Annotated in this window: 21 protein-coding genes; 12 read left to right on the top strand and 9 right to left on the bottom strand. The window is 51.6% G+C overall.

The features are described from left to right. Positions 1 to 9: 9 nt before the first annotated feature. From murF to mraZ, 6 genes are read right to left on the bottom strand one after another with little or no spacing between them, the layout of a single operon-like run. Positions 10 to 1,458: a UDP-N-acetylmuramoyl-tripeptide--D-alanyl-D-alanine ligase gene (murF, locus tag RBT11_16630; GenBank protein MDX9788406.1), complete on the bottom strand. Its 1,449-nt coding sequence runs from the start codon at positions 1,456 to 1,458 to the stop codon at positions 10 to 12. Continuing rightward, on the bottom strand, positions 1,459 to 3,030 hold the full coding sequence (locus tag RBT11_16625; protein ID MDX9788405.1) for a UDP-N-acetylmuramoyl-L-alanyl-D-glutamate--2,6-diaminopimelate ligase: 1,572 nt from the start codon (positions 3,028 to 3,030) through the stop codon (positions 1,459 to 1,461). Continuing rightward, complete coding sequence (locus RBT11_16620; protein MDX9788404.1) at positions 3,027 to 4,799, bottom strand: penicillin-binding protein 2; 1,773 nt, start codon at positions 4,797 to 4,799, stop codon at positions 3,027 to 3,029. The genes RBT11_16625 and RBT11_16620 overlap by 4 nt, the downstream gene beginning before the upstream one ends. Continuing rightward, complete coding sequence (locus RBT11_16615; GenBank protein ID MDX9788403.1) at positions 4,796 to 5,095, bottom strand: cell division protein FtsL; 300 nt, start codon at positions 5,093 to 5,095, stop codon at positions 4,796 to 4,798. Before RBT11_16615 ends, RBT11_16620 begins: the two co-directional genes overlap by 4 nt. A gap of 50 nt (positions 5,096 to 5,145) precedes the next feature. After that, positions 5,146 to 6,084 carry a 16S rRNA (cytosine(1402)-N(4))-methyltransferase RsmH gene (gene rsmH, locus RBT11_16610; protein ID MDX9788402.1) on the bottom strand — a complete coding sequence of 313 codons (939 nt, stop codon included), beginning with the start codon at positions 6,082 to 6,084 and terminating at the stop codon, positions 5,146 to 5,148. A 4-nt stretch (positions 6,085 to 6,088) separates the two neighbouring features. Continuing rightward, positions 6,089 to 6,535 carry a division/cell wall cluster transcriptional repressor MraZ gene (gene mraZ, locus RBT11_16605; protein MDX9788401.1) on the bottom strand — a complete coding sequence of 149 codons (447 nt, stop codon included), beginning with the start codon at positions 6,533 to 6,535 and terminating at the stop codon, positions 6,089 to 6,091. A gap of 342 nt (positions 6,536 to 6,877) precedes the next feature. Here mraZ and RBT11_16600 point away from each other — a divergent pair, with 342 nt between their 5' ends. From RBT11_16600 to RBT11_16575, 6 genes are all read left to right on the top strand, one after another. Then, positions 6,878 to 8,239 carry a hypothetical protein gene (locus RBT11_16600; protein MDX9788400.1) on the top strand — a complete coding sequence of 454 codons (1,362 nt, stop codon included), beginning with the start codon at positions 6,878 to 6,880 and terminating at the stop codon, positions 8,237 to 8,239. Further along, positions 8,218 to 9,300: a MinD/ParA family protein gene (locus RBT11_16595; GenBank protein MDX9788399.1), complete on the top strand. Its 1,083-nt coding sequence runs from the start codon at positions 8,218 to 8,220 to the stop codon at positions 9,298 to 9,300. Before RBT11_16600 ends, RBT11_16595 begins: the two co-directional genes overlap by 22 nt. 77 nt (positions 9,301 to 9,377) lie before the next feature. Beyond that, complete coding sequence (locus RBT11_16590) at positions 9,378 to 10,007, top strand: hydroxyacylglutathione hydrolase C-terminal domain-containing protein (GenBank protein ID MDX9788398.1); 630 nt, start codon at positions 9,378 to 9,380, stop codon at positions 10,005 to 10,007. A 132-nt stretch (positions 10,008 to 10,139) separates the two neighbouring features. Further along, positions 10,140 to 10,841, top strand: a complete 702-nt coding sequence (locus RBT11_16585) for an HD domain-containing protein (protein ID MDX9788397.1) — start codon at positions 10,140 to 10,142, stop codon at positions 10,839 to 10,841. 5 nt (positions 10,842 to 10,846) lie between these two features. Continuing rightward, complete coding sequence (locus RBT11_16580) at positions 10,847 to 11,521, top strand: hypothetical protein (GenBank protein ID MDX9788396.1); 675 nt, start codon at positions 10,847 to 10,849, stop codon at positions 11,519 to 11,521. 30 nt (positions 11,522 to 11,551) lie between these two features. Continuing rightward, positions 11,552 to 12,802 carry an IMP cyclohydrolase gene (locus RBT11_16575; protein MDX9788395.1) on the top strand — a complete coding sequence of 417 codons (1,251 nt, stop codon included), beginning with the start codon at positions 11,552 to 11,554 and terminating at the stop codon, positions 12,800 to 12,802. 168 nt (positions 12,803 to 12,970) lie between these two features. Here RBT11_16575 and RBT11_16570 read toward each other — a convergent pair whose 3' ends face one another. Next, a complete protein-coding gene (locus RBT11_16570) occupies positions 12,971 to 13,936 on the bottom strand; it encodes a hypothetical protein (GenBank protein MDX9788394.1) in 966 nt (321 codons plus the stop codon). An 858-nt stretch (positions 13,937 to 14,794) separates the two neighbouring features. Here RBT11_16570 and RBT11_16565 point away from each other — a divergent pair. The 6 genes from RBT11_16565 (at position 14,795) to RBT11_16540 (ending at position 21,707) form a co-directional block, all read left to right on the top strand. Further along, positions 14,795 to 16,252 (top strand): ATP-binding protein, encoded by a 1,458-nt coding sequence (locus RBT11_16565; GenBank protein ID MDX9788393.1) that lies wholly within the window; start codon positions 14,795 to 14,797, stop codon positions 16,250 to 16,252. Beyond that, positions 16,192 to 16,794: a hypothetical protein gene (locus RBT11_16560; GenBank protein ID MDX9788392.1), complete on the top strand. Its 603-nt coding sequence runs from the start codon at positions 16,192 to 16,194 to the stop codon at positions 16,792 to 16,794. Before RBT11_16565 ends, RBT11_16560 begins: the two co-directional genes overlap by 61 nt. 128 nt (positions 16,795 to 16,922) lie before the next feature. After that, complete coding sequence (locus tag RBT11_16555) at positions 16,923 to 18,278, top strand: sigma-54 dependent transcriptional regulator (protein ID MDX9788391.1); 1,356 nt, start codon at positions 16,923 to 16,925, stop codon at positions 18,276 to 18,278. 265 nt (positions 18,279 to 18,543) lie between these two features. Beyond that, a complete protein-coding gene (locus tag RBT11_16550) occupies positions 18,544 to 19,626 on the top strand; it encodes a TRAP transporter substrate-binding protein (protein MDX9788390.1) in 1,083 nt (360 codons plus the stop codon). A gap of 187 nt (positions 19,627 to 19,813) precedes the next feature. Next, positions 19,814 to 20,326: a TRAP transporter small permease gene (locus RBT11_16545; protein ID MDX9788389.1), complete on the top strand. Its 513-nt coding sequence runs from the start codon at positions 19,814 to 19,816 to the stop codon at positions 20,324 to 20,326. An 82-nt stretch (positions 20,327 to 20,408) separates the two neighbouring features. Further along, positions 20,409 to 21,707: a TRAP transporter large permease subunit gene (locus tag RBT11_16540; GenBank protein ID MDX9788388.1), complete on the top strand. Its 1,299-nt coding sequence runs from the start codon at positions 20,409 to 20,411 to the stop codon at positions 21,705 to 21,707. Between the two features lie 89 nt (positions 21,708 to 21,796). Here RBT11_16540 and RBT11_16535 read toward each other — a convergent pair whose 3' ends face one another. Both RBT11_16535 and RBT11_16530 read right to left on the bottom strand, forming a co-directional pair. Continuing rightward, positions 21,797 to 22,228: an amino acid-binding protein gene (locus RBT11_16535; protein MDX9788387.1), complete on the bottom strand. Its 432-nt coding sequence runs from the start codon at positions 22,226 to 22,228 to the stop codon at positions 21,797 to 21,799. A gap of 12 nt (positions 22,229 to 22,240) precedes the next feature. After that, entirely contained in the window at positions 22,241 to 23,542 is a 1,302-nt protein-coding gene (locus tag RBT11_16530; protein MDX9788386.1) for a phenylacetate--CoA ligase, read from the bottom strand. Positions 23,543 to 23,707: the final 165 nt, after the last annotated feature.

Genomic DNA, 23,707 nt, shown 5'->3' with positions numbered 1-23,707 from the left:
TTTTCTGCTTCAGCCCGCTGTGGGTTTGGGTGTTGCCGGGCCGCCAGCCCAGGCCACCAGATCATTTGAAATGCTTTCCATGGCCATGCTTCTGGATCCTTTGACCAGCACCCAATCGCCCGAAGTCAACTGCTGTTTAAAATCCGCAAGAAGCTCCTGCCGGGTGCCGACAACGATGCCGGCCGGAGCCATTCCGCCGGCCAGCGCCCCATCGGCCAAATCCGTCGCAAATTGACCGGTGGCGCCGATTCGATACAGGCCCGCACGGGCCGCCTGTTCGCCGATTTCCCGGTGCAACGCCGCTGCCTGTGGCCCTAATTCCAACATATCCCCCACAGCCAAAAAGCAGCGCGCTCCCTTGCCCAGCGTCGCCAACATGGCAATAGCCGCTGCCATGGAGCCGGGATTGGCGTTGTACGTGTCATCGATCACATAAATTCCCGCCGCCGTATCCAGAACCGTGGCGCGCCCGCTCACGGCTTTAAATCGCTCAAGCCCGGATTTGATTCCCTCGGGAGAAATGCCCAGCCGAACCCCCACCGCCGCCGCGGCCAACGCATTGGACACCATGAATCGGCCCGGCGCGTTGAGTTCCACATTCAGCTTCGCTTCAGGCAGCTGCAACGTGAACGCTGTCGCCCGCCCTTTTTCACGCAGATTGACCGCGCGAATATGGGCAGCTTCAGACAAACCGAACAGCAGGACCTCATGAGAAACATGGTCCGCCAGTTTCAGGCATCTCGGGTCATCCGCGTTCAACACAGCAGTCCCCTTCGGCTCAATGGCTTCCAGCAGTTCCCCTTTGGCCGCCATGACCCCGTTCAGAGACCCGAGATTTTCGAGATGCGCCGGGCCGATATTGGTAATGACACCGATATTTGGGCGGCAAATAGCGCCAAGCCGCCGTATTTCACCGGGGTGATTCATCCCCAGCTCCGCCACCACCCACTCGTGGCCGGCAGTCAATCGGAAAAGCGTCAGGGGCAATCCGATTTCATTATTAAAGTTTTTCATCGTGGTTAGCGTGTTGAATTTCTCCGCCACCACGAAAGCCGTCATCTCGCGCGTGGAGGTCTTGCCGTTTGACCCGGTTATGGCCACAACACCTACACCGGCTCGCTTTCGGTGATAAGCGGCCAAATCTCCGAGCGCCTGGGTGGTGTCGGCAACGCTGATGCAGACAACCTGCGCTGCTTGCCATGCTTCAATCGGCATCCGGTTGACCTGGTTCGCCTGGAGAAGCACCCCTCGGCAACCCCTTTGAATGACGCTTTCGGCAAATTGGTGACCGTCATGGGTTTGGCCGGCAATCGCAACAAAAAAGGCGCCGGAAGCCAAGGTCCGTGAATCAATGCCGATTTCGGAAAACCGAAGGGCGGGATTCCCGCATACCAAATGGCCCTGAGTGGCTGCCTGAATGTCGGACACCGTCCAATCCATGTGCCGTGCTTGTATCATTTACGCCTGTCCGTCGCTGTGTTGTTCCAGCTTCCTCAGCACCGCCGAGGCGACTTCGCGGTCATCAAAGGCCACCTTTTGAGTTCCTAAAATCTGGTATGTTTCATGCCCCTTGCCGGCAATCAGCACCATATCCCCTGAATCAGCCGCCATCAGCCCCAATCCGATAGCCGCCTTTCGGTCCGTTTCGACCACAATGCCCTTTTCCCGGCTGCCCCCCAAAATCTGCGCTACGTTGAACCGCCGCGCCGTAACAGGGGAGATGCCGGAGACAATGGCGGCCACAATTTGATCGGGTGCTTCAGTACGGGGGTTATCCGATGTCACCACCACCAGATCTGCCCGTTCCGCCGCGATCTTTCCCATCATGGGTCTTTTCTTTCGATCCCGGTCGCCGCCGCAGCCGAACACGCAAATGAGTCGGCCCGTTTTTAACTCGTTTAACGCATCCAGCACATTTTCCAGCGCATCCGGCGTGTGCGCATAATCAACGAAGACGAACCGACCAGTCTTGTTTTCAACCGGGGCCAGTCGTCCGGGAACCTGCTTCAAGGCATCTATGCCCTCCCGTATCGCGGAAAGCGGAAGATTCAGCGCCAAACTGATACCCACGGCACAGAGAATATTTTCCAGGTTATACCGGCCCACCAGAGAAGAGCGAAACGAAAACCGACCGGCAGGCGTGTGAATGCCGCCTCGAATGCCGCTACCATCCCGAATGCAATCCACCGGCCTGATTGAACAGGTCTCTTCCGATCCGTAGGAGATAACCTTTCGCGCAGGGGTTCTTCCGGTCAACAGGCCAATCAGCTCTCGGCCATGGGCGTTGTCGCAGTTGATCACGGCCACAGCCCGATCCTTTTTGGGCCCCTCTTCAAGCAGCTCGGTAAACAACCGTTTTTTGCAGGCCCAGTAATTCGCCAGGGTGCCGTGATAATCCAGGTGGTCCTGCGTCAGATTGGTAAATGCCGCCACATCGAGCCGGCACGCCGCCACTCTGGACAAATCGATGCCGTGTGAAGAAGCTTCCATGGCCACATGGGTAATTCCGTTGGCCCGCATCTCGGCCAGTATCCGTTGCAGGTCAAGCGATTCAGGGGTTGTCACCGGTGCATCGATACATTTTCCGGCATAGCGGTAGTTAATGGTGCCAATCACCCCGGAAGCCTTGCCCGCTTTGGCAAGAATGCTCTCCATAATATAGGTTACGGTGGTCTTGCCGTTGGTGCCGGTGATGCCGATCAGCACGAGCGCGTCAGAAGGGGCGCCATAAAAACAGGCGGAAATTTTGGCCAGCGCATTTCTGCTGTCCGTCACCTGTGCCCATGGCACATCGGTTTTGACCGGTTGTTGCGCGATGACGGCCACCGCGCCGCGGAATAGGGCATTCTCGATAAAGTCGTGACCGTCGGCCGCATGCCCGGCAATCGCCACGAAAAGCCCACCCGGTTCAACGGACTGAGATCGGTAATGAACGGACTGAATATCCGGATCATTCCCCTCGGCCCCTTGCGTCAACGTACAATGAATGGGGTCGATGCCGGCCGTTTTGAGCAGCAGTGAAAACTTCACCCGCGCACCCCCCGTTTCAGCGATGCCGTCAGGCCGCCCTCGGGTCGCCCGGTTTCCGGATGCATGTAATTGATCAATTCCAGAGCGATCTTTCGAAATGCCGGCGCAGCCACGAGCCCGCCGTAATGGACTTTTTTCGGTTCATCCACCATCACAAGAATGGTGGCCATCGGTTGCGCCACCGGGAAAAACCCGACAAAGGAAGCAATATATTTTCCCCGCGCGTACCCGCCCCCGCCATCCACCTTTTGCGCCGTACCGGTTTTACCGGCAATGCGGTAGCCTTCTATCGCCGCTTCCTTGGCGGTGCCGCCTTCCCGGGTCACGGTTTCAAGCATGCGGGCGACAGCACGCGCGGTGCCGGGGGAAACCGCCTGGCGAACCTTTTGGGGTGAAAAACGCTTCACAAGCCGTCCGCCCGCATCCGTGATCGCTTCCACGATATAAGGCTTCATTAACATGCCGTCATTGGCAATGGCGCTAACGGCAGTGACGAGCTGCACCACGGAAACGGAAACCCCCTGGCCGAATGCAATGGCACATGCATCTATGGGCGTCCAGCGATCGAACGGCAACAGAAAACCGTTGCTTTCTCCCGGACAATCAATACCCGTTTTTTCACCAAACCCGAAGTCTTTCAAGGTCGTATGCAATGCCGAAGCACCGATTCGAGCACCCACCTTTGCCGCGCCGATATTGCTGGATACCTGAACAATCTCCTGAAGTGTCAGCCGTTCATGGGGGTGGGTATCGCGAATCGTGTGCCGGCCGACCCGGAACGAGCCGTTCTCGCAGAAAAATTGCGTCTCCGGCGTCAGCCCGCCGTGTTCGAGCGCGGCGGCCGCCGTAAACATTTTCAGGGTGGAGCCCGGCTCGAACGGATCCGTGATAGCCCGGTTCCGCAATATTTCCTTGGGGAAATTCGCATAAGCATTCGGATTGAAAAACGGGTAATGGGCCAGGGCCAAAACAGCGCCGGTGGACGGAGACATGACAATGGCGATACCGGACTTGCCATCGAACTTTTGAACCGCCTCAGCAAGGGCCTCTTCAACAACGTATTGAATCGTCCGGTCAATGGTCAGCACCACATTATTCCCGGCCGGAACCAGCGCTTCTGCGTTTTCGGATACATTACAGTTTCCGAGAGGATCGGCCTGGCCCGGGGAAAATCCTTTTCCGAGCGCATCTTTCAAAACGGTGAGACGGCGCGTATCCCCCTTAAGGTCCTGTTCATACCGAAATTCGATCCCCTCCAAGCCCCGGCCGTCAATGCCGACAAAGCCCATCACCTGGGCCGCCAGGGTTCGGCTCGGATAAAAGCGCTGATGTTCCTGCCGAAAAGCGATGCCCGGCAAAGACAGCGCCATAACAGACTCGGTTTCCCGGGGGGTTATCTGACGCTCCACCCACACAAAGGGGCTTTTCGAGGAAAGCCGCTTGATCAGTTCTTTTCCGTCGAGATTTAAAGCACCGGCCAACGCGCTGGCCGTCTCAACCCTGTTTTGTATGCAACCCGGGTTGGCGCCAATAGATGTGGCGTCCACACTGAGGGCCATCTCCCGAAAATTCCGGTCAAAGATGGTGCCGCGTTTTGCCTGCTGCTCGTAGGTTCTCTCATATTGGTTCGATGCCCGCTGCGAAAGCCAGTCACCATGAAAAGCCTGCAAATAAACCGCCCTGCCGCCGACGGCGGCAAACCAAAGGCTCATAAGAACGCCGACGACAACGATGCGTCGTTTTATCGGGTCGTTTCGGGTTCGCTTCATTCCATATCAATCGTTTGTTGTTTGCCGGGAGATACCAGCCCGAATTGCTCCCGGGCAATGCGGGCAATCCGGCCGGGTGATTTTAACCGCGCCAATTCGACTTTAAGCGTTTCGCGCACGGCCAGAAGCCGTCTTTGCTCCGCCAGCACTTCCATGATTTCATATCCTCTCCGGACGTTTTGCACCCGGCACCAGGCATAAATCAGCAATTGACTGATAAACACCATCATCACGAGAATCCAAATACTGGTCCATTTCCTGTAGGCACTCCCTCGCTGCGATTGTTTGGGCGGCATCGATTACTCCATGCGCTTATCCTGCAGCCTCACCCGAAACAGGCTGCGGCCTAAAGTTTTTCCACTGCCCGAAGCCGAGTGCTGCGGGCCAGGGGATTGTCTGCAATTTCAGCGGGCGTAGGCCGCATAACCTTTCGGGTCAGCATCCGAACCAAGGGCTTTTTCCCACACACGCAAATCGGAATCTCCTTGGGGCATGTGCACCCCGAGGCCCAGAATTTCATGCGTCTCTTTACTTCCCGATCTTCCAGGGAATGAAAGGAAAGAATGCAGAGGCGGCCCTTGGGCGCGAGGCAGTCGAGCGCCGTTTCCAAAAAGCCCGTCAGCACATCCAGCTCCCGGTTCACCGCAATTCGAAGCGCCATGAAGGAGCGGGTGGCCGGGTGAATCCGTTCTTTGGCGGCCGCCTTGGCCGGAACCGCAGCGGTAATGATCTCGGCCAGTCTTCGACTGGTTCGAATCGGCGCTTCGCCCCGCGCCGCCACAATCCGCCCAGCAATCCGTTTGGCCCACCGTTCTTCGCCATAGGTGCGAATAATATGGGTCAGCTCCCGAGCGTCCAAGCCGTTGACCAGCGCTTCGGCCGTAGGGCCCACTGCCGGATTCATTCTCATATCGAGCGGTTCGTCTCGCATGAAACTAAAGCCTCGTCCACTGGCTTCAAGCTGATAAAGGGAGATTCCAAGATCGAGTAAAATACCATCGACGGCCGGAATATTGAGCCGCAAAAGAATGGCCGGCAGGTTTTGAAAGTTTTCGTGGAACAGGTGGTGCTCACACGCATAGGAAGCAAGAACCACTTCAGCGTTTTTTACGGCCGCCGGATCCTGATCGATTCCGATCAACCGCCCCCCCGGTGAAATGCGCTTACAAATCCGCTTGGCATGCCCCCCACCCCCGAGGGTGCCGTCGACATAAATTTTTCCCGGTTGACAATTCAAGCACGCAAGCACTTCTTCGGGCATGGCTGAGGGGTGGCGAGTCGGCATGGCATTATAGTCCGAGTTTGGCTATTTCGTTGCTGAAGTCCTCCTCTTTCAGATCTTCCTCATGATGCATTTCCTCTAGGTCCAACTTCTCCTTGGACCATATTTCGAAGTGATCGAGCACACCCACCAGACTAATCTCTTTATCCAATGCGCCGTATTCCCGCAGCACCGGTGGAATCAACACCCGTCCTTGCCGATCAACCTGGCATTTAAATGCCGCGCCAATAAAAATACGCCGGAACCGGCGCATTTTAGCACTTTTATCGACCGTCGCCAGCAATCGCTCCTCGATTTTGCTCCATTCATCCATGGGATAGGCAACAAGACATCCGTCCATTTTGGAGATCATGAGGGTTTCCTCCCCCTTGGCACGGATAACATCCCGAAAGCGAGTGGGGATGATAAATCGTCCCTTCTCATCAATGGTATGATTGGAACTACCTCGAAACATTTCGCTCCCCATATATCCACTTTAATCCACTTTAAACCGTTAAAACCCTATTTAAGGGCCAATGTCAAGATAAAAATACTGAATTACGCCACATTTAAAAGGACATAGCACCTTATTTTTATAATAAAAATATCCAAAATTGATGGGCCATTCGTCCGGTGGGGAGCAAAGTGGGTGGTTTATCCGAAAACACCCCCTGCGGCAGAAATAACCCTCACCCGAAAGCATTCAAGGCCTTGACAACATACACGCGGAACGATAAAGTATGTCCAACAATTTCAAAGAATAAAACGGGTGCGGCCCCCCAATGCGCGCTGTCGTTTATTTTAAGGATCTTACATTATGCCGCCCGAACCGGAACAACACCCGATTGAGACCCGAACACAGAAGATCGGCACCTTGCTCGTAAACGAAGGGTATGTCCACGCATCGGATATTGATACCGCCCTGGAAATTCAAAAGCAGGAGGCGTGTCAGGCCGCGCTTCCCCTGGGCAAACTTCTTGTAAAAAAAGGGCTTATCCGCGCGAACCAGCTTCAGCGCCTGTTGGCTCACACGGAGCTTCGCAACCACATCGGCGCTTATACGGTAGAAACCGGCCTTTTGGACCCGGCCACGCTCGATACCATTATCCAACATAAAAGCGCGGATATTCCGCTGGATGAAGCGTTATTGCGGCAAGGCGTTATCACACGAGCGCACCTGAGGGGTTTTCTTGAGCGAACACTGGATGACATTCGGCTGGGAAAACTGGCCGTGACGCTTAACCTGATCAGCGAATCGGACCTGGCAAGCGCCGTGCGCGCCAAAAAATTACCCAGAACCATTGGTGAAATTCTTTGCGACCTGCATTTGATCACCCCCATCGATTTAAACACCGTCCTGTCAAAATACCGCAAACATTTAAAACTCGGCCGGATTCTGATCCGGCAAGGCGCCATTGATGAAACAGTGCTCGCAACCGTCCTTTCAGCACAGAAAAATCGCGCCGAACCGATCGGAAAAATATTGCTGCAAGAGGGGCTCATCACGGAAACCCAACTCTATGAGGCCATTTCCATTCAATACAATCTTCCGTTCAAACAATATGACCGGCTGATCTTTTCCGCCAATCAAAGAGACGCGTTAACCGATATTATCGGCCATGATTTTGCCCGGCGGTTTCATGTCCTGCCGGTGAGCCTTGATAAAAATCATCTAACCGTCGCCATATCCGATCCGGAAAGCATCAAAGTGATTCGCGCACTGAGGACAAAGCAGATTGATTTGAGAATCGAGAGCACACTGATCACCAAAAAATCTTTTGAAAGACTCTTTCGACTGATCTATATGAACCCGTCACCGGTACCCCGGCTAAAACCGAAGCAATTGACGGTTGACGAAACACAAACCGCCATCGCCGATGGCGCCATCGTCAGCATCGAGTTGTTGTCACACCCTGACGCTCAGGCGGAAGCAGTGGCGCGACTTCACAGTGCCTACGAAAAACTGGCCATCGCCAGGGGATTGCGCGCTCAGCCCGCCGAGCTGAAACTGTTCAGTGAGTTTATACGGAACCATCTTCAGAAAATCTGCCAAATCCATCATTGTGATCGGGTGCTGTTTCGAATTATCGCGATGAAATCGGGGGGCGCTATTACGGCCGTACCGGCCGGCAACCCATTCCATACCGTGAGGGAGTCATGCCACGAATCATTACCGTAACCAGCGGCAAGGGCGGCGTGGGCAAAACCAATATCAGCGTCAATCTTGCCCTTCAGTTGGCCACCCGGGGATATCGCACCTGCCTGTTTGATGCGGATATGGGACTTGCCAATATCAATATTTTGCTGGGAATCTATCCGGAGGTCAATCTAGCGCATGTGATCAATGGGGAAAAAACCCTCTCCGACATCATCATTCACAACTATATGGGAATTGATATCGTTCCGGGCGGCACGGGAATTTCCAAGCTGGCAAATCTTCAAGCGGAGCAAATCGAACCAATTCTAACTGAATTCAAGATGCTCGATGACTACGACTTTGTCATTTTCGATACGTCCGCCGGCGCCGGCGGGGATGTGACCGCCTTTTGTCGCGCCGCCTCACAGATGCTGCTGATTATCACACCCGAGCCGACATCCCTCACCGACGCCTATTCCCTGCTGAAAATTTTAAGCGCACAAGGATTTACAAAGCACGTCCTGGTGGCCGTCAACCAGGCTCGTCATTTACAGCATGCCAAGATCCCTTATCTGAGCCTGAGCCGAACCGTGGCGAAACACCTTCCCTTGAAAATCTCCGCCATCGGATTTATCACGCAGGATGCCCATGTCACCGAGGCGGTGAGGCTTCAAAAGCCCTTTATATCCTTATATCCAAAGGCCATGGCGTCGATATGTATTCGTAAAATAGCGGAACGGTTGATCTCCGGGAAAGTGAGCGATCACTCACTCACGGATATGAAAACATTCTGGTCGGAGTATCTGGGACTGCGTGATCCGGTGGAAAAGCAACCCAAGCCGCAACAGGCTGAATCCTCCCCCTTGCCCGTCTCGAATACTTCCCCTGCGGGTTTGGAGCCGGTGCTGAACGAAATCGCGCATAGCCTTTCGGCTATATCCGTACAACTCGGTGCCATTCGCCAACTGATGGAACTGCGGCTAAAACGCAAAGCACCCAGCGTCGCTCATCAGCACCCGGCAACCGATAATTCACAGGCAATACCCATCCTGCTGGATTTTGAAAACTTTTTAAAAGAAAAACAAAATGGGGGCACCCCATAAACACGATACTTCAAATTCAACAATTTCGATATTCAGCCGATAACCTCGGCTACCTTATTTATGGGCCCCAAACCGCCATGGCCGTCGACGGCGGCGCCACGGCAGAGATATCTGCCTTTTTGCGCCTTCACAAGCTTAACCTTCAATTTATCACCAACACACACAGCCACACGGATCACACCACCGGAGACAAGGCCCTGAAGCAAGCTTCCGGCGGCATGGCATTTACGGCGTTCATGAGCGCAGAAAAAAAGCAATTCCCCCTTGACGGCGGGACGGTCCGGGTGTTTCGCACACCGGGCCATTCTTCCGACTCAGTGGTATTTCAGGCCGGCAACACGCTGCTGACAGGAGATACGCTCTTCAACGGGACGATCGGCAATTGTTTTTCCGGCGACATGCACGGGTTTTTCTTATCACTCAAAGCCCTTGCGGCTTTTCCCGAAGAAACCGTTATCTACGCAGGGCACGATTATGTCGCCGCTTCCATGGCCTTTGCACGGCACCTGGAGCCGGAAAACAAGGATATCGATGTTTATTTGAGTAATTATACGCCCACCCATGTCCGCTCAACCCTGCTCGATGAACTGAACGTCAATCCTTATCTGCGGTATAATTCTCCCGCTATCGTCCGCCTGCTTGAATCACGGGGGCTGCAGGTCGCAACGGAATATGAACGATGGGAATCCCTAATGTCGATTGCATAAAATCCCGTCCGCAAGTGGTTGCCCGCTTTATGGGTTTTATGCTAATTGAACATCATTTTTGACGCAAATGGCTTTATGTCGCTTGCGGGCTGACAATAACCAAGGCGGATAACTCGAGCCGGAGTCCCACCGATGAAAACCGACGGTAATGTTGCGCCGTGTTATCCTATCACGGAAAATGATTCGGACATCTGCGAGAGCACGATAGCGATCGTAAAAACCATCGCCCGAAGCCTGTTCACCTGCGCCACAGGCAGCCACGACTGGGACCACACCTTACGGGTCAGCCGCCTTTGCCGCCGTATCGGAGAGGCGGAGGGCGCGGACTTGACCGTTGTGCTAAGCGCAGCTTTTTTACACGATATCGGCAGAGGGTATCAGGATGCGGTAAAAGGGGCGATCTGCCATGCGGCAAAAGGGGCGCAACTGGCCACCCCGATCGTTTCTAAACTGGCCATTCACAAGAACCGTAAAGATAATATTCTTCACTGTATCGAATCCCACAGATTCCGAGGTGCGGTGACACCGGAAACGATTGAGGCCAAAGTGTTATTCGACGCGGACAAACTCGATGCCATCGGCGCTGTCGGGGTGGCAAGAGCCTTTATGTTTGCCGGCGAGGTCGGCGCCTGCCTGCATAACCCGAATATCGATGTCACCACGGCGCCCTCTTATTCCAGGAATGACACCGGATATCGTGAATTTAAAGTCAAACTTTGTAAAATCAGAGAGCGCATTCTGACAAAAACGGGCCGTCAAATCGCCGAGGAGCGGCATCGGTTCATGGATCATTTTTTTAAGCGGTTTATTCAGGAATTCAATGGAGAAAGGTAAATCAAATGACACTTAATCTTGTTGAAAAAATTGATGATTTCGTCAAAATCAATCGCGTCCTGGTGAGCGTTTCGGATAAAGACGGACTTGAGGCGTTTATCACCGCACTGCTGCAGATAAACCCGGACATTCAATTTTTTTCCACCGGCGGCACCTACCAAAAAATACTATCTATTCTCGGCGGCAAGGCGGACTGCCTGACGCAGGTTTCCGCCTATACCGGTCAACCCGAAACTCAGGGCGGGCTGGTAAAAACCCTTGATTTTAAAATTTATCTCGGATTACTGACCGAAACCTATAATGAGGCGCATCAAGCGGATCTGAAGCGCACTCAGGCCGTGCCGATTGATATGGTAGTCGTTAACCTCTATCCCTTTGAGCAAACCGTTGCCGGTCCCGAGACTTCCGTGGAAAAAGCGCGCACCCACATTGATATCGGCGGCCCCTGCATGATCCGCGCCGCGGCCAAGAATTTCATCCGCGTGGCGTCGGTGGTCACACCGGCGGATTATCCCATGATCGTTGACGATATGCGAAAAACAAGCGGCCACCTGAGCCTGAAGCAGCGCTTTTCCCTGGCGCAAAAGGCCTTTTCCCACACGGCCGATTTCGATCGCGCCATCGCCGACTTTTTATTAACAAAGACGCCGGCCGATGCAGCCGGCTGTTATCAACTGTAATCCCCTCAAATCAACCATCAGGAGTCACTCATGGCAGAAGACCTGAAACAGATATACCGAACCATCATGGATGATCATTTTTCCCCGCAAATGGAAATCAGCTTTGTGGATGGCGCCAAACGCCAAACGCTTTTTTATGAAAAGGTGGCATGGACCATAGACGGCGTTCGAAAGGGCCTTCGCTACGGCGAAAATCCGGGCCAGGAAGCCGCACTCTACCGTCTGGTCAACGGCAACCTGGTATTGGGAAACGTTCAAACCATTCAACCGGGCCGATACCTGGTCTCGGACATCGAGCTGCTTCAATCCGGAAAGCATCCGGGAAAAACAAATCTCACCGACGCGGATAACGCTTTAAATATCCTTCGGTATTTTACGGACGAGCCGACAACGGTCATCGTGAAGCACAATAATCCATGCGGCGTGGCCCGTTCAACCACCCTGGCCGAATCCTACACCAAAGCCCATATGGCGGACCGGGTCGCGGCCTTCGGCGGCTGTATCGCCGTCAACCGCGCCATCGACCAACAAACCGCCGAGGAAATCTGTCGGCAATATGCGGAAGTAGTGGTCGCGCCGGATTTCGAGCCGGGTGTCATGGCGCTTTTCGCACGGAAAAAAAACCTTCGCGTTATCAAAATTCAGAACATTCATCGCCTTTCGGACTATGTCGGGCAAGCCTACATCGACTTAAAAAGCCTGATCGACGGCGGCATTATCGCCCAGTGGCCCTTCACGGCCCGGGCCCGCACAAAGGAAGATCTGGCCCTTGCAACCTGTGAGGTCCAGGGAACCCGCTACCAAATCAACCGCCCTCCCACGAACAAGGAATATCGGGATATGCTTTTCGGCTGGCTCGTGGAAGCCGGCATCACCTCTAATTCCGTGATCTATGTTAAGAACGACGTCACCGTGGGTATCGGCACCGGCGAGCAAGACCGGGTCGGCGTCGCGGAAATCGCAAGGGACAAAGCCTATCGAAAACTCGCGGACCGATATTGCTTTGAACAATATGGCATTGCCTACAACGAATTGACAAATCCGACTCAAAAGGCTGAAATCGACAACCGGGTGAAAAATGAAAAAGGCGGTCTGATCGGTGCGGCCATGGTGAGCGATGCCTTTTTCCCGTTCAGAGACGGCGTGGATGTGGGCCTTCGGGAGGGCGTGTCAGCCGTCATTCAACCGGGCGGCTCCGACAATGATTATCAGTCCATTGAAGCCTGCAATGAAGCCGGCGCCACGATGGTGTATACCGGGCAAAGAAGCTTCAAGCATTGACCTAACCCGGCAACGCCGGAAGCTGGAAGGCTGGGATGATAGGAGGCATAAAAGCCATCTTTCACCTTCGGCGAATATACACGCAAAAGCGTGCATTTTTCTGGTAAAGGGCCTATGCCGGCCTTGCGTACCCTGCACGGCCGGCACGGTATTTTTGATATTCCCGCGTCAAGCGGCGGGCAAATAATTTAAACGGTGAAAATCGGGATAAAGCAAATCGGCAGCAGTGGCGGGATAGGCCGGCGGCTCTGGCAGCTTCATATAATAAGTTTTTTCCAAGTTTTTATATTTTTTTTCCAAACATTCGATCGCCTCTTTATCAGCCTCCGCCAGCAAACAGGTTTTTTCCTCGAAAAAATACTTGATTCGCTCTTTATTCCAAAAACACAGGCATTGGTTTTCCGCAGGGAATCGAATAGAAGGGCTTTTATCCACATAAAAAAACCGGTAAAGATTTTTTTCGGGCGGCTTATCTTCATAAGCTGCTTTATAATGATACTCCGCCATGTTTAAATTTAACCGGTACGCCACGGCAGGTGCTTTTTTCACATAATCATAAGCCTTTAACTCCCCAATCTGCTCAAAAAGCAATATATGCTGGTAAAACCATTGGTGTTTCGGATTAATGGCAACGACAAGATCATCCACGCCCAAATAATCACGACTATAGGAATGCATGATCTTGTTTCCGTGCATCAAGACGGTTTGATCTGATTTGGCCACGCAAATATGTGAAGCAAGGGAGCCGACTTCAGCGATTTTGCGACCCTGGCTGCGTAACTGATCCAGCTCCGGCTTATAAATAGCATCCATGGGAAGCCCCATTTCACTGTCCTGGAAAAGGGTCAGCGTGCTGGCCACAACTTGATTTTTTACCCCTATGAAAGTTGTCGTTTCAGGCAATGCGTTTCGCAGGCTCAATCGCAGCCCGCTTTCGGTCGGCGTCATGTATCCTTTTCGAACATATTTATCATGCACCAATCTGCTGGCACATTCTAGCTCTTCCTTTTTGTCGGCTATTTTAAATTGGTAAGCAGCAGCATCCTCAATATCAATTTTAATTTTATTTCTCAGTTTTTCGGCGAACAGCTGGTCTTTTGTCCTGACGGCTGGTACTTCAAATTTTCGTTTCATAAGCTTACGATACATCCTTATAATGATTGAAGATGTCCAACACGGTTTTTCCCCATACGTTCATAGCTCAAAAAAAGACCCGGTAAAAGTTGAACCTTCCGCATATCAGATGCCGCATGACATTATTTACCAACGCCGGTCAGTAGGGTTCTCAAGCAAGTTACATACCAAGAGCGGCCCCTCATCCGCTGCTTTCTTTTTTTATCCACAAAAAAGGTAGTGAAAAACTTAATTATCCAATATTGTTATCATTAAACAAAAATTGTCGGGCATGCGCGCCGAAGGAAAAATTATTCAAGTTAAGGCCATTCGGTTCCGCAAAAAGCCTTGATGTATGGAATATTATACACTTTATATATCTTATTTATCAGGCTGTTATTGAAAATTTTCATATCGATAAATAATCAATGAATGAAACTTCATACAGATAATACGCCACCTTGATCGCATTTAATCATCAACCGTACCCCCTGCAGACGACCGCACTGAAAAGCGAAAAGCAAAAAATAACAAGGGATAGGAAATGTTATCGTTATATATATCGGGCAAAAAAGGTAGTGTCACGAACCAGGTTCCATTGACGGCGTCGCCACAAATTTGACGGCTTGTGTACTAACAAGCCATTCACAGCACTATAATGAGAGGCAGATGGCAATCCATAATGCTCGTAAGCGCTTCGTAGTGTGTTTTGAAGAATTAATCAAGCAGATTGAATAAAAAATTAACGACGCACCGACAAGAGGGCTCCCAAGGAGCGACGATGCGTTTTTCCCCGGGCACCCACGACTTGACGGAAGCGTCCCCCTATGTCAGATTCATTTTCCTGAAAAGCACAACCTTTTTTTAAAAGGCGCCTCTATGAAATGGACCATTCTCAAGCGACTAACGATCGGCTATCTGGCCATCATGATGGTGGTCATATTTATGGGGGGGTTCGTTACATTAAAATTGAACCATTTGAATCGGCTCACGCGGGCAATCGATTCGGTTGACGGCACGGCCATCCGAATATCGGAGCTTTTATTGGAAACCCTTATCTCCCAGGTCGGCATTGAAAAAAAATATTTCATTGCTCAGGATAAAGATTTTCATGATGAATTCTGGAAAATAAAAGACTTTTTTCTTGCCAACCATGAAACGCTTCGCCCCCTGATGACCGACCCGGATAAACTGGCCCTGTTCTCTAAAACACTTGAGTTGTACATACGCTACCTTTCTGTTTTTGACGTGGAAGCAAGGCAGATAGAAACCCCGTCATCGAACGTCTCGACCGGGGAAACAAGTTTACAAAAAGATCGCATCACGAATGAAATTGATCAGACGATAAGGCAATTAATAAAATTATCAAGGCGCAGTCGCAATGAAAAGATTCAACAGTCGGGCCGGATCAGCGACCAGGTGCTTAGAACAACCGCTCTGTCCGCCGGTCTTGTGGTTGTGCTGGGGGCACTGATCGCTTTTTTGAATACCCGCATTATCAATCGCTCTATTTTACGGCTTCAGCAGCACACCAAAGAGATTGCCAAGGGCCGCTTTGTACCCATTACCCATATTTCTTCTCCACCGGAAATCAAGGAGTTGGCGGACGACTTCAATCGCATGTGCCTTCGATTACAAGAGCTCGATGAGATGAAAATAGATTTCATCAGCCATGTTTCTCATGAGTTGCGGACGCCGCTTACCGCCATCCGGGAGGCCTCGAGCATGCTGCTGGAGGGCACCTATGCCGAGCATCCCGAAAAGCAGCAGGAACTCCTGTCTATCACCAAGCAGGAATGCGAGCGGCTGATCGCCTCGGTCAATCGAATTCTGGATCTTTCACGAATGGAAGGGAACATGATGGTGTACCATTTCACAGCTTGTTGTTTTAAAACACTGGCCCAGCAAATGATCACAAAGCTGACGCCCATCGCCCAGCGCAAAGGGGTCACCCTAAGCCATTGCATTCCGGATACCCTGCCCTATGTTTCCATTGACTCGCAGCGGATCGATCAGGTCCTGGAAAATTTATTGGGAAATGCTTTGAAATTTACTTCAGCCGGGGATTCGATTATGATCCGCGCCGACGCGCAAAACGACGCCGGGGACTTTATCAAGGTAGCCGTCTCGGATACCGGTGCCGGCATGGCACAGGCCCATTTGGAAAAAATATTCGACAAATTTCACCGCATAGAAAATGGCAGGGAAACCGGCCGGGGAACAGGTCTGGGCCTTTCGATTGCCAAGCATATTGTGTCCGCTCATGGAGGTAAAATATGGGCCGAAAGCGAGCCCGAAAAATGGAGCACCTTTTTCTTTACGTTACCTGCAGCGTGATCATTCTGATCGGTTTTTTCGGATGCGCTCATTCCGATCCTTCCGATACCCCCCAAGAACGGGCTCACGCCTTTCTTTCAAGAGCTGCTGAAGATGCGGTCCGGGGTGATTTTGAACACGCTTTTAAAAAAAATGAAATCGCATTACAGCGCTATTCCGAAATGATCGGCGACCAGGCGCTTTATCAAAGAAGCCTGTTCCACCTTCATTCAAAAAATCCGAATAAAAACAATATAAAAGCAACCGACTGTTTTAAAAAACTGAGAGACCGCTTCCCCGACAGCCGACTAAGCGCCGAGGCCGAGACATGGCTCATTACGCTCGAAGCGCTTGAACAACAGAATATAGCGATCCAGGCGCTGAAAACCGAGGCGCAGAACAATCAAGACACCCTGAGGCGGCTCACGCACAATAATAACACTCTCAAAACGCGGATAAGCAACCTGAAAGCGAAGATCCGCCTCCTTGAAAACCAGATTGAGGAGCTTAAACAAGTCGATCTGGGAATTGAAGAAAGAAAACGGGAGTCGGCCGAACATTAACCCTATTGTCAAAGAGGTCTGCGAGGCACCCGCATAATCCTAGACAGTTCGCAAAACAAGCCATGCGCCGCAAGCGGATGGCTACTGGCTAAAAACTTCCGGCAAAGCCGGGTGTAGGGGAAAAAAAGATGAACAAGATACTTGTGGTTGATGATGACATCAATATTCTTAAGGTCATCAAATTGCGATTGGAAGCCGATGGCTATGAAGTGGACACGGCCATGCAAGCCAAGCAGGCGCTCAAGCAGGCCGAGGACGCGTCTTATGATATGGCGCTGGTGGATCTAAAACTGGGCAAAACAGACGGAATTGCACTTATGGAAGCACTTCACCAACTTAGTCCGGCATTGCCCGTCATCATCCTCACGGCTCACGGCAGTATCGATAGCGCCGTGGATGCCATGAAAAAAGGGGCAACCAGTTATATTACCAAGCCGTTTGATTATCAGGAGTTACACGGAAAAATAAAAGATTGCCTTGAAAAAAACGAATTGAGCCGGGAAATCGACCGGCTTCGCAACCTTATCGGGCAGCGTTACGGATTTGACAATATCATCGGTCGAAGTGAAAAAATGCAGCGCGTGCTGGAAAAAGTGGCCCTGGCTGCTCAATCGGATTCAACGGTTTATATCGAGGGAGAAAGCGGAACCGGCAAGGAATTGATCGCCAAAGCCCTGCATGTGGCCGGGCCCAGAAAGGATAAACGCTTTGTAGCGGTCAATTGCGCCGCCATTCCCGAAACACTTCTGGAAAGCGAACTGTTCGGTTACGAAAAAGGCGCGTTTACCGGTGCGGTCGGCAGCAAGCAAGGGTTGTTTGCCCGGGCGCAGGACGGCACCTTTTTCATGGATGAGATATCGGAAATGCCTTTGTCCATGCAACCCAAGCTGCTGCGGGTCATTCAGGAAAAAGAAGTATTGCCGGTGGGAAGCACGCTTCCCTTTAAACTCAATGTGCGCCTGATCGCCTCCTCCAACAGAAATCTTGAGGAAGCCGTTCGGAAGGGGCTTTTCCGAGAAGATCTTTTCTACCGGATTCATGTCATTGTGATCCACCTGCCGCCGCTCAGGGAACGGAAAGAAGATATTCCGCTGTTATGTGATTTCTTTTTAAAAAAATTCACCGGAAACGGACCCAAGAAAATTAAGGGAATGTCCCCTTCCGCGCTGCAAAAAATGATTCAATACGACTGGCCAGGAAACGTACGGGAGTTGGAAAATTCAATAGAGAGTGCGGTCGCCATGACCACAAGGGAAGTCATTACCGAAGAGTTTATGCTTCAGTCCCGCAACATCAAACCCAGCGAAATTCAGCCTTATAAAATGGCCAAAGCCAACTTTGAAAAAAACTATTTGCTTCAACTGATTGAGAAAGCCGAGGGAAATATGAGCAGGGCTGCTGAAATTTCCGGAAAATTCAGGGCCGATCTTTATGAGCTTTTCAAAAAGCACAACCTGACCCCGGCGGATTACAGAAGATCCTGAGCCACCCCGCAACGCAGAACGCACGCAATTCCCATAAAAAGATCAGGGGATAGTGCCCGTTATCAGCCGCCATTAAAACCTTTCATTCAATTCAACTCGCTTTAATCATTATGGATACAATATCGCCCGACAGTCCTTTGACCGCTTAAAAGCGGTTGCTATATTGCCGGTTTTTGTATAAGGTGACCGCATTGTGGCCTATATGGCCAGCCGCACGAGCATATCAACACCAACCATATGTTCAACTCAATGTAAGGAGAAGACGATGAATAGGAAACGACTTTCGATTGTAGCCCTATGTTGCCTTTTTAGCCTCTTGCTTAGCGGAATTTCTTTCGCCGCAGCCCCCCCGTCATTGGATGCGTGGAAACCGAGTTTTGATCCATCCGGAGCCAAATACCGTTGCATCGTTTCCAATGTGTCCCACCCGGTTATCAAAGGTGTTTATGCCGGCTTTGCCATACGCGATGAGCTATGGAAACGCACCAACGGTCAAATCTATCTCGACTTTAAGCCGTTTTCCATGCTCGGCGGCGAGGTGGAAGTGCTCAACCAGCTGCAGATGGGCGCCATTCAGGGCATGGGGTGCAGCTCTGTTGCCGCCACCAACCTGGGACCACGCTTCGGGTTGATCAATCTCCCCTTTTTAGTCGACTCCTTTGATAAGCTGGATAAATTCATTGCCGGCGGAAAGCTGTTCGACCATTTCATGATGGCAATGGATCATCAAGGGATCACCGGCCTCGATATCACCGGTTACGGCAATTATGGATGGGCCACCACCACGCCGGTTAAAACCATCGAGGACGCCAAGAAGGTTAAATTTCGGATCGCTGAAGCAGCCGTCAACAAGCTTCTATATCAGCAATGGGGCTTTAACCCCGTGGTTATGCCGTGGCCGGATGTACCGGTTGCGTTAAAACAAGGGGTTATCACCGGTCTCGACCATACCCCGACGGTGTGTAATATTACCAAAAAATTCGAGGTCGCCAAATACTTCACGCAGATCAACTATGCGCAAGGGCTTTTTATCTGGATTTTCAACAAGGAATGGCTTAATTCCCTGCCGGCGGATCTGCAAACCACGTTTAAAGCCGTCGTAAAAGATGTCTGCGCACAGATTCGAAAAGAAACCGTGACACAGGAAAACGAAGAAATCACCAAAGCCAAAGCTGCCGGCATAGAATTTTTTCAACTGCCAGAGGAAGAAATGGCGCGCCTGAAAAAGCAAGGCGATGCCGCACACCAGCAATATGCCGCTGAAATCAATGCGCTCAATGACAACGATACCTATAAGCCGTCGGATTTTCTGAAAGAAGTACAGGACTATATCGGGTATAAACCCTGATCCGGCTGCGCCGCATGCCAATAGCTTGAAGCTGGGAAGCTTTAAAGCTAATAATGTTATCATCGCTCAAATACAAACAAGTATGTTATTGTCTGGTTATGTCGGCTTAAGGGGTTACTAACCCCCGTGGGGGGCGCACTTGGTGCGCTCTCCATGACCCTGCGGCATCAAAAAAGGAAAGCGGGTAATGTTCGGAAAGATTTTGGCTTTTTTAGACAAAGGATTGACTTTTTTTGAGGACTGGACCCTCTTTTTGACCGTCATCATCGCGCTGATCGCCATGTTTTTTAACGTGGTGCTGCGGTACGCGTTTAACTACTCTCTGGCATGGTCCGAAGAACTGGTTCGGCTCGTTATCATTTATACCACCCTTATCGGATGCAGCAGCGCGATTAAAAATCGTTCCATGATTAAAATTGACGCCCTGGTCCAACTGGCGCCAAAACTGAAAACCACTTTAACCTACTTCAGCAACCTGGCCACGCTGATTTTCGCCGGTATGATGATTTATTACGGATGGAAAATGGCCGCGATGCAGGCCATGACACATCAAAAAACCATCATTATGGAAATTCCACTGGTCATTTTGTATGCTTTTCTCCCCCTGATGGGCGTATTGATATTCGTTCGCACCATTCACATTATTTACCTGGACTCTTGCGAACTGAGGGCCTCAAAAAAGGCGACCGCCGTATCTTGATGGCGCCGAATGACAAGCGGCCTTCGCACAAAGGGCCGGCGGTTCAGCCTCCGTTTGAGCCGCAAAAAGGAGTGTGTTGCTGATGGAAATGAGTCATCTCATTATCCTTTTAATTCTTCTGGGAAGCATGGCCGCCTATGTTCCGGTCTTCATGTGCCTTTTCTTTACCGCAGTGTTAAGCTTTCTATTTTTCACCGACATGCCGCTTCTATTGCTGGCGCAAACCCTGTTTAGAAGTCTCGATGCCTTTGCCCTGGTGGTGGTGCTCTTTTTTATTTTATGCGGTAATATCATGACCGCAGGCTCCATTGTGGAAAAACTCATCAAAGTGGCCAACGCCCTGGTCAGTTGGCTCCCGGGCGGACTTGGCATGGCCGGCGTTTTGGCCTGCGGGTTGTTCGGCGCGATTTCGGGCTCCGCTGTCGCTACCGTTGTGGCCCTGGGCGGGTTCATGATTCCGGCATTGCTGGAAAACGGCTATGATGAAAAATACACGCTGGGACTCATGACCACATCGCCCAACCTCGGCGTCATTATTCCGCCCAGCATCGGTATGATTCTTTACAGCATGATCAGCAATGTTTCCCTGGAAGGGCTTTTTATGACCGGCTTTTTACCCGGCATTCTGATCATGCTCTTTACCTGCATCTACACGTACGTTATCTGCCGCAAACAAACCAATCTCGTCCGCAAGCCCATCCCCACCACACGAGAACTTCTTACCATTATAAAAGAGGGATTCTGGTCACTGATGCTGCCGGTCATCATTTTCGGCGGCATTTTCTCGGGTGCCTTTACCGCCAATGAAGCTGCGGTTGTGGCCTGCGTATATGCATTTATCGTAGAGCTTTTCATTCATCGGTCCATGAAACTGAGCGCCGTTAAAAAAGTCACGATCAGCTCAGCGGTCACCTCCGCTTCCTTGTTGATCATCGTGGCCGGCGCCACCTGCTTCGGCCGGCTGCTGACACTGCAAAACATTCCCGGCGTCCTGACCGAAGCCGTTATGTCCAGCATTCAGTCGCCGTTCATGTTTCTGCTGGCCATGAATATTCTGCTGCTCATTGTCGGCATGTTTATGGATATCATTTCCGCCACATTGATCTTGGGACCGGTCTTTTTACCCATGCTCTATGCGTTTCATGTCGACCCCATGCGTTTTGGCCTGATTATGACGGTAAACCTTGCGATCGGCTACTGCACCCCTCCCATGGGCGTCAGCCTCTACATCACCGGCGCCATGGCCAACCGAAGCCTGATCTATGTATCCAAGGCCGTCATTCCCTTTGTGATCATTCAAATCAGCGTATTGTTGATGCTTACCTACATGCCGGACACTTTCTTGTGGCTGCCGAAAGCATTCGGCTTTTATCAGCCATAATCGATTCTACCAATGCCAGTCGCGTTCAACAAGAAAGCTCCCGTAAAAACGGGAGCTTTCTTGTTGAACAACAGGCAAACACCTTATGGTTACAGCGCCTGAATATCGCTTTCATTCAGGATTTGAACTCCGTCTTGCTGAAGTACGTTTCTGGCTGCGTTTATGTTTTCAAACCGGCAAATAATAAATGCATTTTCGCCGCTTTTGGAAACAAAGGCATACAGATATTCAACATTGATGCCTTTGGCCGCCAAATTCCCGAGAATTCCCGCCAGGCCGCCCGGCCTGTCCGGCACAGCCAGAGCCAGCACTTCGGTCACGGTCGCGGTAAACCCGGCGGCAGTCAATACCGCCTTTGCCCTGGCGGAATCATTCACGATCAACCGCAATACACCGAAATCCGCCGTATCCGCCAAGGACAAGGCCCGAATGTTCAATCCGCCTTTTGCCAGCACGTTCGTGACTTCCGCCAATCTTCCGGATTTATTTTCTATAAAAACGGATAACTGTTCAACTTTCATGGCCGTACCCCCTTATATTTTCCGTTTGTCGATCACGCGCTGCGCTTTGCCTTCGCTGCGCTGAATAGTCTTTGGCTCAACCAGTTTCACCTTGCAGGATACGCCCAGGTATTCTTTGATCTCGTTCTGAATTCGAAGACTGATGCCTTCGAGTTTTTTGACTTCGTCTGAAAAGATCTTCTCGTTGATTTCCACCTGAACTTCCAGAATATCCAACGCCCCCACCCGGTCCACGATCAACATGTAATGGGGGTCCACTTCATCAATGCTCATCAGGACATGTTCCACCTGGGACGGAAAAACATTGACGCCCCGAATGATCAGCATATCATCGGTCCGACCGCTGAGCCGCTCAATGCGATGGAATGTTCGCCCGCAACTGCACGGCTCCGTAATGATTCGCGTGATATCCTTGCTCCGGTAACGAATAATCGGAAACGCTTCTTTGGTCAGCGTGGTAACAACCAATTCCCCTTTTTCTCCCGCAGGCAGCACCTTACCCGTTGCCGGATCAATGATCTCGGGAATGAAATGATCTTCAAACACATGCAGCCCGTGTTTTTCCTCGATGCATTCGTTGGCCACGCCCGGACCGATCAGCTCGCTCATACCAAAGATATCAAGCGCACTGAGACCGAGTCTGCGCTCTATCTCCTCGCGCATGTTTTCGCTCCAGGGTTCGGCGCCGAAGACACCGACTCGGAGATTGAGCGATTTGGGATCAACTCCCATTTCCTCCATCACCTCGGCGATATTCAGCGCGTAAGATGGCGTACACATCAAAACGGACGAGCCGAAATCCTGCATGATCATGATCTGTTTCTTGGTATTCCCGCCGGACATAGGAATCACGGTAGCCCCTAGTTTTTCTCCGCCGTAATGGGCGCCCAACCCGCCGGTAAACAGGCCGTACCCATAGGATACGTGAATCACGTCCCGGGCGGTTGCCCCGCTGGCGGCCAGGCACCTTGCCACCAACTCAGACCAGGTATCAATATCTTTTCGTGTATAGCCCACCACAACCGGTTTTCCGGTGGTTCCCGATGACCCATGCACCCGAACCACCTCAGCCATGGGAACCGCGAAAAGCCCGAACGGATAATTATCCCTTAAGTCATCTTTGGTGGTAAAAGGAAGCTTTGCCAGGTCCGCCAGCGTTTGCACATCCTGCGGCACTACGCCGGCTGCTTCCATTTTTTTTCGATAGGGCGGCACGGCGTCATACATACGGGCAACCAGTTTTTTCAGTCTCTTCAGTTGAAGCGCTTCCAATGCTTCTCTGGGCAGTGTTTCGAATTCCTCATTCCAAATCATTCTCATTCCCCCTAATTTTTATTATCACCCGGATGACAGATGCCGGCTGGCTGCCGGCGCACTTTCGAACCGTTCATTCATGCCGGTATATCAAACAGTCCCCCTAATCCGGCAAAGCCGGATGCTGGAAGGCTGGGATGATGGGAGGCATAAAAGTCATTTCAC

This window comes from Desulfobacterales bacterium, from assembly GCA_034003325.1.
Lineage (GTDB): Bacteria > Desulfobacterota > Desulfobacteria > Desulfobacterales > JAFDDL01 > JAVEYW01.
Note: the sequence above shows the minus strand (reverse complement) of the source record. Positions and strands in the feature narration are given on the sequence as shown.

Bases quoted from the DNA above. Each gene is read 5' to 3' on its own strand.
- murF (MDX9788406.1), bottom strand. From the start codon at position 1,458: ATGATACAAGCACGGCACATGGATTGGACGGTGTCCGACATTCAGGCA.
- RBT11_16620 (MDX9788404.1), bottom strand. From the start codon at position 4,799: ATGAAGCGAACCCGAAACGACCCGATAAAACGACGCATCGTTGTCGTC.
- RBT11_16615 (MDX9788403.1), bottom strand. From the start codon at position 5,095: ATGCCGCCCAAACAATCGCAGCGAGGGAGTGCCTACAGGAAATGGACC.
- rsmH (MDX9788402.1), bottom strand. From the start codon at position 6,084: ATGCCGACTCGCCACCCCTCAGCCATGCCCGAAGAAGTGCTTGCGTGC.
- mraZ (MDX9788401.1), bottom strand. From the start codon at position 6,535: ATGTTTCGAGGTAGTTCCAATCATACCATTGATGAGAAGGGACGATTT.
- RBT11_16600 (MDX9788400.1), top strand. From the start codon at position 6,878: ATGCCGCCCGAACCGGAACAACACCCGATTGAGACCCGAACACAGAAG.
- RBT11_16595 (MDX9788399.1), top strand. From the start codon at position 8,218: ATGCCACGAATCATTACCGTAACCAGCGGCAAGGGCGGCGTGGGCAAA.
- RBT11_16590 (MDX9788398.1), top strand. From the start codon at position 9,378: ATGGCCGTCGACGGCGGCGCCACGGCAGAGATATCTGCCTTTTTGCGC.
- RBT11_16585 (MDX9788397.1), top strand. From the start codon at position 10,140: ATGAAAACCGACGGTAATGTTGCGCCGTGTTATCCTATCACGGAAAAT.
- RBT11_16580 (MDX9788396.1), top strand. From the start codon at position 10,847: ATGACACTTAATCTTGTTGAAAAAATTGATGATTTCGTCAAAATCAAT.
- RBT11_16575 (MDX9788395.1), top strand. From the start codon at position 11,552: ATGGCAGAAGACCTGAAACAGATATACCGAACCATCATGGATGATCAT.
- RBT11_16570 (MDX9788394.1), bottom strand. From the start codon at position 13,936: ATGAAACGAAAATTTGAAGTACCAGCCGTCAGGACAAAAGACCAGCTG.
- RBT11_16565 (MDX9788393.1), top strand. From the start codon at position 14,795: ATGAAATGGACCATTCTCAAGCGACTAACGATCGGCTATCTGGCCATC.
- RBT11_16560 (MDX9788392.1), top strand. From the start codon at position 16,192: ATGGGCCGAAAGCGAGCCCGAAAAATGGAGCACCTTTTTCTTTACGTT.
- RBT11_16555 (MDX9788391.1), top strand. From the start codon at position 16,923: ATGAACAAGATACTTGTGGTTGATGATGACATCAATATTCTTAAGGTC.
- RBT11_16550 (MDX9788390.1), top strand. From the start codon at position 18,544: ATGAATAGGAAACGACTTTCGATTGTAGCCCTATGTTGCCTTTTTAGC.
- RBT11_16545 (MDX9788389.1), top strand. From the start codon at position 19,814: ATGTTCGGAAAGATTTTGGCTTTTTTAGACAAAGGATTGACTTTTTTT.
- RBT11_16540 (MDX9788388.1), top strand. From the start codon at position 20,409: ATGGAAATGAGTCATCTCATTATCCTTTTAATTCTTCTGGGAAGCATG.
- RBT11_16535 (MDX9788387.1), bottom strand. From the start codon at position 22,228: ATGAAAGTTGAACAGTTATCCGTTTTTATAGAAAATAAATCCGGAAGA.
- RBT11_16530 (MDX9788386.1), bottom strand. From the start codon at position 23,542: ATGATTTGGAATGAGGAATTCGAAACACTGCCCAGAGAAGCATTGGAA.